This is a genomic window from Frankia sp. QA3, from assembly GCF_000262465.1.
Taxonomy (GTDB): Bacteria; Actinomycetota; Actinomycetes; order Frankiales; family Frankiaceae; genus Frankia.
Window position 1 is genome coordinate 4,390,144 of the sequence record NZ_CM001489.1, and the last position, 12,386, is coordinate 4,402,529.

A 12,386-nucleotide genomic window follows, 5' to 3' on the forward strand; every position below is an offset into this window, starting at 1 on the left:
GCACGGTACGTCACAGATGTCCCCTCCCTTCGTCGTCGTGAGACATCCGAGCATCGCCCCGGGTGCCGCCGGCGAGCGTCCCGATGCGGCGTGTCCTGCAACACCGCCTCCGCCCGGGCAACCGATCCGGCCGCTGCCGGCCGCAAGATGCGGACATGGACAGTGACAGCCGACCGGGGCGGCAGACGTCCGCCGACTGGCGGGCGGACCTGCTCGCCGGTATCACGTTGAGGCCGTCGACCGCCCCCGCGGTCAACCGTCTGGGCTGGCCGGACTACGACGGACGGCCGGCGCTTAGGTGGGGTGCCGGCCTGATCGCGGGTGTGCCGGCGGTCGCGGCGGTCTGGGACTTCGCCGTACACGGCGGCAGCTTCGGCGAGGCGGACGCCGCCGGCTTCGCCGAGGCCGCCGCCGCGGCGGTCGCGAGCCGCCGTCCGCTGGTGTCGTTCCTGCGCAGCGGTGGTACCCGGCTGCAGGAAGGCGTCGCCGGGCTCGTCGGGCTGCCCCGCGCGGCCCTCGCCCTGGCGGCCCTCGACGCGGCCGGGGTCGGTCACGTCGCCGTCGCCGACCACCCGACGACCGGCGGGGTCTGGGTCACCATCGGCTCGCGCTGCGACGTGCGCTGCGCGGTGGCCGGGGCGACGGTCGGCTTCGCCGGCCCCCGCGTGGTCGCGGCGATGACCGGGGCGCCGCCGCCCGCCGGCAGCCATACTGCGGCGTCCGCCTTCGCCGCCGGCCTGGTCGACGCCGCGCCCGCTCCCGACGCCGTCGCGGGCTGGCTGCGCCGGGCGCTGAGCGCGCTGACCCCACCGAGCCCGGCCGAGCCGGCGGCACGGGCGCTGTCGCCGGCGCCGGCGGTGCCAGCGGCGCGGACGGCACGGGCCGACCTGACTGCGGGCTACGAAGGGGTGGCTGCCCGCTCCGGCTGGGAGCAGGTGGTGGCGGCCCGGACCGGTGAACGCCCGGACGGTGCGACGGTGATGCGCGCGCTGCTGCCCGACGGTGTCGATCTCATCGGGCCGGATCCGTTGGTCGGTGCCCGGATCGGTGCCCTGCTCGGCACCGAGACCGCGGCGGACGGCGGTGGCGGGATCCGTGCGGTGGTCGCCGCGGTCGGGGCCCGGCGCGGCAGCGCGCCAGGGCCGGCGGGATACCGGCTGCTTGCCCGAGCCGCCCGACTGGCGGGCAAGCTCGGCGTCGGGCTGGTGACGCTCGTCGACACCCCCGGCGCGGCCGGCGGCGCGCCCGCCGAGGCCGCCGGGATCGCCGCGGCGATCGGGGACGCGATGGCAGCGGTCCTGGCCTGCCCCTGCCCGACCGTGTCGATCGTGCTCGGCGAGGGCGGGTCGGGCGGCGCTCTCGCCGCCGCGGTCACCGATGTGGTTGCCATGACTCCGGACAGCTACTTCACCGCGCTCTCCCCGGAGGGCGCCGCGACGACCCTGCGCATCCCGGTCGAGCAGGCGGCGGACAGGGCGGGGCTGCGCCCGACGGATCTGCACCGGCTCGGTTTCGCCGACTGCCTGCTGCCTGCGACCGCCGCGGACCAGGTGGCGCAGGCGACCGCGGGACTGCTCGCCGAGCTCTTCTGGCAGGACCCGGTGCAGCGCCGGCAGCGGCGCCACCAGCGATGGTCGACAGAACTACGTAACGGTCTGTAATCTCTCTGCGTTTCTCGATCCGGTCCCGGCGAGGTGGGGCGAACGCGCACGAGCCCACCGGGCGACGGCGCGACTAAGGAGGGTGATCGGCCATCGGCGAGCCGGCACCACCAGCACCCAGACGGGCACCGGCAGCAGCACCGGCACCCGCACCCGCAGCGGCACCGGCAGTGGCAGTGGCGGCACCGGGCAGCCAAGCGGTCACGCCGACGGCCAGGCGTCCCCGCCTCGCGCTTCTCGCGGGTCTGCGCGCCGCCGGAGACAACGCCCGCGGACTCGCCGTCGAGACCGCCTGGATCGCCGCCCACCTGGCCCTCTACCCGGCGAGCGCGCTGCGCCGCCAGCCGGACCGGGACGACGAGCCGTATTCCCTCGACGGTCTGCCGCCGCTGCAACGCGGCCTGCTGGTCCGCGCGCCCGACGCGGCCGGGACACCGATCCTGCTGGTCCACGGTCTGGTCGACAACCGTTCGGTCTTCGTCCGGCTGCACCGTCAGCTGCGCCGGCGCGGCTTTCGCCGGGTGCGGGCGGTCGAGCTGCCCCTGTGGACCACCACTGTCGAGGACGGCGCCCGGCTGCTCGCCGACGCCGTCACGGCCGCGGCCGGCGACGGCGGCCGCGTGCACATCGTCGCCCACTCCCTGGGCGGCCTGGTGGCCCGCTACTACGTCCAGCGGATGGGCGGCGATCGGCAGGTCGACACGCTGATCACCCTCGCCACCCCGCACGGCGGCACCCGGCTGGCCGAGCTGGTGCCCCGGGCGCTGCCGTATCCCCTGCTCGCCCAGTTACGGCCGGGCTCGCCGCTGCTGGTCGAGCTCGGCGGGCCGGCACCGGGGTGCCGGACGCGGTTCGTCGCCGTCGCCGCCGGGCGGGACACGGTGGTCCGCCCGGCCCAGGCCGCGCTCGATCATCCGGATCTGGACGCGGTGAACGTCACCGTCCCCGGGCTCGGGCATCACTCCCTGGCGTTCAACGGGGCGGTGGCGCACCGGGTCGCCGGGTGGCTGGCCGGGACGGCGGCGCCGGAGCGGTCAGAGCTTCTCGACGGGGGCGTAGCGCAGCAACAGGCGCTTGGTCCCGGCGTCCGCGCCGAAGTCGATCGTCGCCTCGGCCGAATCCCCCACCCCGCCGGTGGCGACGACGACGCCGAGGCCGAAGCTGTCGTGGGTCACCCGGTCGCCCTGGCGCAGCTCCAGCACGGGCCGCGCCGACGGGCGGCCGCGCCCGGCGAACGGTGAGTTCGGCAGCGGCTTGCGCGCCGACGCGCCCCCGCCGCCCGAGCGCCCGCCGCCCTGCCCGGCCGCGCCCGACCCGAACTCGCCCGACCCGAACCCGCCGGAACCGCCCCAGGGCCGGGCGGCCGGCTCCGGCGCCGCGTCGACGAGTCGGCGCCAGTCGACCAGCGCGTCGGGCACCTCGCCGAGGAACCTCGACGGCGGGTTGTACGCCGGCTGGCCCCAGGCACTGCGGACGACCGAGCGGGTCAGGTAGAGCCGGGAGCGGGCCCGGGTGACCCCCACGTAGGCCAACCGGCGCTCCTCCTCCAGCTGGGTGGGGTCGCCCAGGGTCCGCAGATGCGGGAAGACGCCGTCCTCCAGACCGGTGAGGAAGACGACGGGGAACTCCAGGCCCTTGGCGCTGTGCAGGGTCATGAGGGTGACGACGCCGTCGGAGCCGTCGTCGGTGGGGACCTGGTCGGCGTCTGCGACCAGCGAGACCTGTTCGAGGAATTCGGCGAGGGTGCCCTCCGGATTGCGCTCGGTGAACTCCTGGACGACACCGACCAGCTCCTGCAGGTTCTCCACCCGCCCCTGGGCCTCGATCGTGTCCTCCGCGAGGAGCTCGGACAGGTAGCCGGTGCGTTCCAGGACCGCCTCGACGACGGCCACCGGTCCGTCCGCCTCGATCGCGCGCAGCTCGGTGAGCAACGCGGCGAACTCACGCACGGCCTTCGCCGAGCGGGTGGCGATCCCCGGCACCTCGCCGACGCGCTCCAGCGCCGCGGCGAAACCGATCCGCTCGACCTCGGCGAAGCCGGCCAGCGCCGCCTCCGCCCGGTCCCCGATGCCGCGCCGCGGCACGTTGAGGATGCGACGCAGGTTCACCGTGTCGTTCGGGTTGACCAGCACCCGCAGGTAGGCGAGCAGGTCACGGATCTCCCGGCGCTCGTAGAAGCGCACCCCGCCGACGACCCGGTAGGGCAGCCCGACCCGGACGAAGATCTCCTCGAAGACCCGGCTCTGCGCGTTGGTCCGGTAGAACACCGCGACGTCCGCGGGCCGGGCCAGCCCCGCGTCGGTGAGCCGGTCGACCTCCTCGGCGACGAAAGCGGCCTCGTCGTGCTCGTTGTCGGCGACGAAACCGACGATCTTCTCCCCGTCGCCGGCGTCGGACCACAGCCGCTTCGCCTTGCGCTGGTTGTTGCGCGCGATCACCGCGTTCGCGGCGGACAGGATGGTCTGGGTGGAACGGTAGTTCTGCTCCAGCAGAATCACCGCGGCGTCGGGAAAGTCCTCCTCGAACTCCACGATGTTGCGGATGTTCGCCCCGCGGAAAGCGTAGATCGACTGGTCTGCGTCACCGACGACGCAGAGCTCCGCGGGCGGCACGGCGCCGGACGCCCACGTGGCGGTCGAGACCGGCGGGTCCGCCGGCGCCCCCGCCCCCGGGTCGTCGGCATCGGCGTGCGTGGGCTGGCCGACGAGTTCCCGCACGAGGACGTACTGGGCGTGGTTGGTGTCCTGGTACTCGTCCACCAGCACGTGCCGAAACCGGCGCCGGTAGTGCTCGGCGACGTCGGGGAACGCCTGGAGCAGGTTCACCGTCATCATGATCAGATCGTCGAAGTCGAGCGCGTTGGCCTGGGCCAGCCGCTGCTGGTAGGCGGCGTAGACCTCGGCGACGGTGCGCTCCTGGTGGCTGGTCGCCCGGTCCCGGGCGGCCTCCCAGTCGATCAGCTCGTTCTTCAGGTTGCTGATCTGCGCGGCCAGGCCGCGGGCGGGATGCCTCTTCGGGTCGAGGTCGAGATCCCGGGTGACCAGGGTGATCAGCCGCTGCGCGTCCGCGGCGTCGTAGATGGAGAAGGAGGACCCGAAGCCGAGCCGCTTCGCCTCCGACCGCAGGATGCGTACGCAGGCCGAGTGGAAGGTGCTGACCCACATCGCCCGCGCCCGCGGGCCGACCAGCGCGCCGACCCGCTCCCGCATCTCGGCCGCGGCCTTGTTCGTGAACGTGATGGCCAGGATCTCCCCGGGCCGGACGCCGCGGGCCGCCAGCAGGTAGGCGATGCGATGGGCCAGCACCCGGGTCTTGCCGGAGCCCGCGCCCGCCACGACCAGCAGCGGCGCGCCGATGTGCACCACCGCGGCCCGCTGCTGCGGGTTGAGCCCGTCGAGCAGGCCCTCGGCGTCGAGCCGGGGTGCCCCACCGCCCGCGTCCCCGCCCGCCGGCGGGGCGAGTACCGCCGGGCCGAACAGGTCATAGGGCACGCCGCCGCCGACGCCCGCGGCCGACTCGCCGAAGGCGCTGGGGGACTCACCGAACAGAGTGCTCATCAGACCTCGATCGTACGTTCGACGCCGGACTGGTCGGAGCCCGGTCCGTCCGGGACGCGCCGCCCCCGGACGGACCGTCGGCGGCCCCGCGGGACGGCCCATCTCGGACCGTCACGCGGCCGCGACGTCACCGACCCACGTATCGCCACCCTATGGTCACCCGGGCCGCCCGCCGCCCGGCGGGCCGCCTCAAGCCGTGGTCCGCAGGCCGCCGGCATCCTCCGCCGGAACCGCCGCCAACGACTTGACCCGGCTGGCCACGCCGGGATCGATGTTGCCCCCCGACAGGATCGCCACGGTCGGCCCCTGGGCGAGGCCGCCGTGGCGCAGCAGCGCCGCCACCGGCGCGGCTCCGGCCGGCTCCACGGCGAGGCCGGCCCGGCGCAGCAGCACCATCGCCTCCCAGAAGGCGGCCTCGTCCACGGTCACCACCTCATCCACCAGCCTGGTGGCGAGCGCGAAGGTAAGCGCACCCGGTTCGCTCACGGCCATGCCGTCGGCGATCGTCCGCGCCGGCGCCGCCGACGGGCGGGGCAGTGCCGGCCGCCCGGACAGCCGGCTGCCGGGGATGACCGGGACGACCCGGGCGCGGGCCGAGGCGCCGGGCAGGTCCGCACCCACCACGGCGGTGAGCCGCCGCCCGGCCCGCAGCGACGCGGCGAAGGCCGGCGCCAGCACCGACTGCACGCCGATCACCCGCGCACCGGGCCGGCGCGCCCGCAGCGCCGCGGCCACCCCGCCGAGCAGGCCGCCGCCGCCCACGCCGACGAGGACTGTGCTCAGGTCCGGCACCTGGTCGAGCAGCTCGAGTCCGATCGTGCCCTGGCCGGCCACCACGGCCGGGTCGTCGAAGGGGTGCACGAGCAGGCGCCCGCCGCGGGCGGCGAAGTCGGCCGCCGCGGCGAGGGCGGCCTCCACCCCCCCGGGCACCTCCTCGACCCGCGCGCCCCACCGGCGGGTCCGGGCGACCTTGACGGGGTTCGCCCCCGCCGGCACGAAGATCGTCGCCGGGGCGCCGAAGGCGGCCGCCGCGAACGCCACCCCCTGGGCGTGGTTGCCGGCACTGGCCGCGACGACGCCCCGGGCCCGCGCCGTCGGGTCCGCGGTCGCCACCCGGTGGTAGGCGCCGCGCAGCTTGAACGAGCCGGTGTGCTGCTCGTGCTCACACTTGAGCCACACCGGCGTGCCGAGCGCGGCCGACAGGCCGGGATCGCGCACGACCCGGGTCCGCCGCGCCACGCCGTCGAGCACCCCCGCCGCCGCCTCGATGGCCGAGACATCGAGGTCCGCGTCGCCATCGAGGTCCGCGTCGACACCCGGAGGCCCGCCCGCGGGCGGCGGTTGGTCGTCTGCGGCTGGTGCGGTCATGAGGCCTCTCCCGGTGGCTGGGCGGCCACCTCGCCGTGACCGCGGCAACAAAAAAGCCCCCCGCCGAGCAGGCGGAAGGGCGTGGCGCGCGGACCCGGAGCTCGGGTGCGCGCCTACGTAATAGCCATCTGGTGCACGGTCACAGTTCCCAGCGTGCTCCGGACTTGCCGGAACGTCAAACCGGAGGCCGCTCCATCCCGCCTCACCCAATCCCGCCCCACCCAATCCCGCCCCAGCCCGGCCCGCCCCAGCCCGGCGCCGGCGAGTGGGATCACCGGCGGGGCCCAGGACCGGGCCGCGGGGGCGGGCGCCCGGCGGCGGTCACGGCCGCCGGGCCGGCCCATCCCGGCGGCGGCCGGGCCTACTCCCACTCGATGGTGCCCGGAGGCTTCGAGGTGATGTCGTAGACGACCCGGTTGACCTGCCCCACCTCGTTGACGATCCGGTTGGAGATGCGTTCGAGCAGGCCGTAGGGCAGCCGCGCCCAGTCTGCGGTCATCGCGTCCTCGCTGGTGACCGCGCGCAGGACCACCGGGTGCCCGTAGGTACGCTCGTCGCCCTGCACGCCGACCGAGCGCACGTCCGCGAGCAGTACCGCGAAGACCTGCCAGATCTCCCGGTCCAGCCCGGCCCGGCGGATCTCGTCGCGGACCACCGCGTCGGCCGCCCGGACCACGTCGAGCCGCTCGGGGGTGACCTCGCCGATGATGCGCACGGCGAGTCCCGGGCCGGGGAACGGCTGGCGCCAGACGATCTCCTCGGGCAGGCCGAGCTCCTCGCCAAGCCGGCGGACCTCGTCCTTGAACAGGGTGCGCAACGGCTCGACCAGGCCGAACTGGAGATCTTCCGGCAGTCCGCCGACGTTGTGGTGCGACTTGATCTTCGCGGCAGTCGGGGAACCCGACTCGATCACGTCGGGGTACAGCGTCCCCTGCACGAGGTGCTCGATCGTCGCGCCCTCGGCCTCGGCGCGGGCCTCCAGCTCCCGGGCCGACTCCTCGAAGACCCGGATGAACTCCCGACCAATGATCTTCCGCTTGCGCTCCGGGTCGGTCACGCCGGCCAGCGCCGCGGCGAACCGGTCAGCCGCCTTCACATGGACGAGATCGACGCCGGTGGACGCGACGAAGTCCCGCTCGACCTGCTCGGCCTCACCCGCCCGCAGCAGGCCGTGGTCCACGAACACACAGGTCAGGGCATCACCGACAGCGCGGTGCACGAGCGCCGCGGCGACCGCGGAGTCCACCCCGCCGGACAGTCCGCAGATCAGCCGCCCCGAGCCGACCTGGGCGCGCACCGCCGCGACCGCCTCGTCGACGATGTTGACCATGGTCCAGGTCGGCCGGCAGCCGGCGCCCACCAGCAGGAAGTGCCGCAGCACGTCGAGTCCGCGCTCGCTGTGCACGACCTCCGGATGGAACTGGACGCCGTACAGGCGGCGGGCCGGATCCTCGAAGGCGGCGACGGGGGTCGACGGGGTGGACGCCGTCACCCGGAAGCCCGGCGGGGCCGCGGTCACGGAGTCGCCGTGCGACATCCACACCTGCTGGGCGATCGGCAGACCGTCGAACAGGACGCCGGGCTCGGCCACCGACAGGCGAGTCGCTCCGTACTCTGCCGTTCCAGTCCGGGCGACCGAGCCGGCCAGGGCCTGAGCCATCACCTGGTGGCCGTAGCAGATACCGAGAATGGGCAGCCCGGTGTCGAACAACGCGGGATCGACCCGAGGCGCCCCCGGCGAGTACACCGACTTCGGCCCACCGGAAAGGATCAGTGCGGACGGTCTACGGGCGAGGATCTCGTCCACGGGCATGTCCCACGGCACGATCTCCGAGTACACATGGCATTCCCGGACCCGCCGGGCGATCAGCTGGGCGTACTGCGCGCCGAAATCGATCACCAGCACCGTGTCATAACCGGGATGCCCCGCCGCACCCGGGCCGGGGGGAGTGCCGGGCCTGGTCGCCGGTGCGGTCGGGGTACCCCCCGCCGGACCGACGTCCCCCGGTCTCGCATCGTGACCAGCATCGCTGCGCTGCAACTCGCTCACCCCGCAAGCCTACGGACCCTGCGGCACCTGTGGGCCGGGCCCGCTCGGGCGGCCCTACGGGCCCGGCCGGCGCCCGTGGGTGCCGTTCGCACGAACGGGCGGTGGATCGCGGGCACCCTCGAAGACTCGTAACGGTGGATGTCGCAGATGCCTGCTTTGCACCTTCAGTGCCACTCACTGGGACAAGCCCTACGTCACGATGGGCGTACGTTGTCGGGCTTCGTGACGGTTACGCAGACGGTGACTCCGCGCGCAGTGGCCACAACCGGCACGCGGCCACCAACGCGCTTACGGTAGGCGCCTTTCGGATGCCGACTTCGTACCGCTATGGTGCCTGGCAAGGGACATCAGGGCCCGATACCGAGCCATCCTGGTACGACGTGTTCCGGGAGGCTGGCGGAGAGGTTGCGAAGGTACGTGCGCAGACAACCGATGGCCAGCAGCACGGGCATCGCCGCAGATCCGGAGCCGACCTCGGCGCCGGGTTTGCCCGTGGACACCGAAGACGGCGGGCAGCGCGACGATCGCTCCGCGGCGCCACCGGACCCGGCGGGGTCTGGTCTGGCGCGCCTTCGTCGCGCCGCCACCAACCCCACCAACTGGCGGGTCCGCACCAAGCTGATCGCGATTCTGGCCGTGCCGGTCGTCGCGATCCTGGTCTACTCGTCGATCGAGGCCGGCACGGTGCTGACCAGCACCCGCGACGTGAACCGGATCTCGGATCTCACCGAGATCAGCCGGTCCGCGTCGACGCTCGCCCATGCCCTGCAGACAGAACGGACCTACAGCACCGGATCCGTGGCAGAAGGTCCGGTTGGTACCCGTACCACCAACGCCATCCCACCCCGCCAGGCGGCGGTGAACGATGCCTACCAGGCCTACAAGGCGGTGGCCAACGGACGGCGCGGTTCCTTCGGCAGCGAGGTTCGTCAGGCCCTCGACGACGTCCAGGTCAGGATGGACTCGCTGCCCGCGAAGCGGCAGACGATCCAAAGAGTTGTCGACCCGAAAGCCGTCCAGGCGGCCTTTCAACCGATCATCAGCTCATTGATCAACCTGGTACAGCTCATCCCGCAGGGAAATGACGACCAGCAACTCGACAACGGCGTCAATGCGGCCTACTTCCTCATGTCCGGGACGGAACTCCTCGCTCAGCAGCAGGCCCTCGTCTACGGCCTGCTTCCACGCAGCAGCAACCAGGTCTTCACCGAAGGTGACTATCGCGAGTTCCTGTCGGCCGAGACCCAGCGGTCACGCGAGCGAGACGACCTCGAGAACGTCGCCGGACCAGCCCAGCAGGCCATCTACGGCCCGACAATCGACACCGAAAACAATGGCGACATCCGCAACACCCAGAATTACGTCGAGGAGGTTCTGGACGCGCCCATCGGCCAGCCGCTGACCGTCGTCGAGTCGGAAAAGTGGAACCGGGCGACCCAGGAGACCATCGACACCAGCACCGACGCCACGGACAAACTCCTCGGGCTCGTCAACGACCGGGTCGACACCCTGCGCGGTGACATCCAGCGCCGGGCGCTGCTGAGTGGTCTGCTCATCGTGCTCATCCTCGCCGCCGCCCTGCTGTCCGCGCTCATCGTGGCGCGGTCCCTGGTTCGACCGCTGCTGGCGCTGCGGACCGCGGCGCTCGACATCGCCGACCGCCGGCTGCCGGACGCCGTCCGCCGCCTGCGTGACTCCACCGACCAGGACATCGACGACTCGATCGAACCGGTCGGTATCAACACCGATGAGGAGGTCGGTGAAGTCGCCCGGGCCTTCGACGAGGTCCACCGCGAGGCGATCCGGCTGGCCTCCGAGCAGGCGTCGCTGCGAAACAACGTCAACGCGATGTTCGTGAACCTCTCCCGGCGCAGCCAGGGGCTGGTCGAACGCCAGCTCCGCCTGATCGACGACCTGGAGAACCGCGAGCAGGACCCAGACCAGCTGTCCAACCTGTTCAAGCTGGACCACCTCGCCACCCGAATGCGGCGGAACAACGAGAGCCTGCTGGTCCTCGCCGGCACGGACACCGCCCGCCGCTGGACGCACCCCGTGCCGCTCAACGAGGTGGTCCTGGCCGCCATCTCCGAGGTGGAGCAGTACACCCGGGTGAAGCAGACTTCGGCCGCGCCGGTGTCCATCGCCGGCAACGGTGTCAGCGACGTCGTCCACCTGGTCGCCGAGCTGCTGGAAAACGCCACCTCCTACTCGCCGCCGGTCACCGAGGTGCTGGTGACCAGCCATTCACTCGGCCCCGGCGCCGGCGCGATGATCGAGATCGAGGACCAGGGCATCGGTATGCCGGCCAAGGAGCTCGAGCGGGTCAACGAGCGGCTGGCCAATCCCCCGGTCGTCGACGTGTCGGTGTCACGGACGATGGGTCTGTTCGCCGTCGGTCGGCTGGCCGGCCGGCACGGCATCCGCGTCCAGCTGCGTGAATCAGCCTCCGGCGGCATCACCGCCGTCGTCCGGCTGCCCGCGAAGCTGGTCACCGGCGACAGCGCCGCCGGCGCCGGGCCCGGGCGTCCCCCGGCGCTCAGCCGGCCCGCGACCGCGCCGGCGATCGGCGGGCCCGCCAACGGCGGACGGCCCCCGGAGCGCGCCGAGCGGCCGAGCAACGGCGTGGCGCCCGACCGCGCGAACGGCGCGCCGACCCCGGCGGGTACCAGCTCGAGCAACGGGATGAACAACGGGCACCGACCCGAACCGGAGCCCGCGACGCGGGAGAACATCTTCGACGACTCCAGCGGTCCTCGACGTTTCCCCAACACCGGTCCGTTTCCGCTGACCGGCCCGCTGGCCGCACAGCTCGGCTCCGACCGCACCGGACCGATGCCCGCCGCCGACCGGCGTGACTTCGGGCTGGAGGAGTTCTCCCCCGACCTGGACGACCGCCACGAGCGCGACAGCGAGACCGGCGGCACGGCGGCGACGCCGCTGACCGCACCGCGCGGGGCTGACAGCGGCACCGGACAGCGGGCGGCCCAGTTCCCGGGCACCGAACCGCAGGACCGGGCACCCTCCGGCCCCGCCGACGACGACCGCGACCCGCGGGAGTTCGACAGCCAGGAGATCGACCTCGACGCCCTGCCCGGCCGCGCGGCCACCCCGCCCGACGGCACGGCTCCCGGCGGTATGGCTCCCGGCGGGGTCGCGCCCGACACCGAGGCCATCGACCGGCGCGGTCCGGCCCGGCGTGAGCAGCCCGCACCGGACGTGACGAGTCCCGTGTCGTTCGGGGACAACCGCTGGCCGACCCGCCCCCGGCCCGCGGACGCCGAGCCCGCGACAGGCGAGCAGCCCGAGGCTGCGCCGAAGCTCCCCGTCCGGGAGCACCCGGCCCTCCGGGACCGCCCGAACCTCCGCGACCGCGCCGACCTCGACACCGCCCGGCCGCCGGTCGAGGCGACCGGCCCACGCCCGGGCAACGTGTTCGCCCGCGGGGAGGACCGGCCCGAACCACAGACGCGGCCGCGCCCCGAGGCTGCCACCGGCCCCCGCACCGGACCACAGTCACCTGCCGGACCACAGTCACCTGCCGGACCACAGTCACCTGCCGGCCTGCGGCCGCCGATTCGCCCGCAGTCGCCGACAGGCCCCGGTCGCGTCGCGAAGGCAGCGCCCGCCGAGATGACCGGCGAGCAGGCCGCGGCCGAGCAGGAGACCGACGACGTCGAGACCTCGCCGATCTTCGACTCCGTGTCCGCGTGGTTCCAGCGCCGAACGCCGGCCGACGCGGCATCGGCCCAG

Annotated in this window: 5 protein-coding genes and 1 pseudogene; 3 read left to right on the forward strand and 3 right to left on the reverse strand. The window is 73.7% G+C overall.

Translation table 11 applies throughout. The features are described 5' to 3' along the window. Window positions 1-155 precede the first annotated feature (155 nt). Both FRAQA3DRAFT_RS17920 and FRAQA3DRAFT_RS38820 read left to right on the forward strand, forming a co-directional pair. Window positions 156-1,661: a carboxyl transferase domain-containing protein gene (locus FRAQA3DRAFT_RS17920; protein WP_009740459.1), complete on the forward strand. Its 1,506-nt coding sequence runs from the start codon at window positions 156-158 to the stop codon at window positions 1,659-1,661. A gap of 176 nt (window positions 1,662-1,837) precedes the next feature. Further along, window positions 1,838-2,371: pseudogene (locus tag FRAQA3DRAFT_RS38820) on the forward strand (esterase/lipase family protein); the annotation flags it as partial. A gap of 324 nt (window positions 2,372-2,695) precedes the next feature. Here FRAQA3DRAFT_RS38820 and pcrA read toward each other — a convergent pair. The 3 genes from pcrA to guaA all read right to left on the reverse strand — a co-directional run bounded on the left by pcrA (window position 2,696) and on the right by guaA (window position 8,492). Then, window positions 2,696-5,218: a DNA helicase PcrA gene (gene pcrA, locus FRAQA3DRAFT_RS17925; RefSeq protein ID WP_009740460.1), complete on the reverse strand. Its 2,523-nt coding sequence runs from the start codon at window positions 5,216-5,218 to the stop codon at window positions 2,696-2,698. A 189-nt stretch (window positions 5,219-5,407) separates the two neighbouring features. Beyond that, window positions 5,408-6,586, reverse strand: a complete 1,179-nt coding sequence (locus FRAQA3DRAFT_RS17930; protein WP_009740461.1) for a threonine/serine dehydratase — start codon at window positions 6,584-6,586, stop codon at window positions 5,408-5,410. Window positions 6,587-6,947: 361 nt separating this feature from the next. Next, window positions 6,948-8,492 (reverse strand): glutamine-hydrolyzing GMP synthase, encoded by a 1,545-nt coding sequence (gene guaA, locus FRAQA3DRAFT_RS17935; protein ID WP_198287184.1) that lies wholly within the window; start codon window positions 8,490-8,492, stop codon window positions 6,948-6,950. 636 nt (window positions 8,493-9,128) lie between these two features. Here guaA and FRAQA3DRAFT_RS31635 point away from each other — a divergent pair. After that, the coding region (locus FRAQA3DRAFT_RS31635) for a sensor histidine kinase (protein WP_232291652.1) at window positions 9,129-12,386 on the forward strand (3,258 nt) is incomplete at its 3' end.

Excerpts from the sequence above, each read along its gene's own strand:
- FRAQA3DRAFT_RS17920 (WP_009740459.1), top strand. The coding sequence starts at position 156 with ATGGACAGTGACAGCCGACCGGGGCGGCAGACGTCCGCCGACTGGCGG.
- pcrA (WP_009740460.1), bottom strand. The coding sequence starts at position 5,218 with ATGAGCACTCTGTTCGGTGAGTCCCCCAGCGCCTTCGGCGAGTCGGCC.
- FRAQA3DRAFT_RS17930 (WP_009740461.1), bottom strand. The coding sequence starts at position 6,586 with ATGACCGCACCAGCCGCAGACGACCAACCGCCGCCCGCGGGCGGGCCT.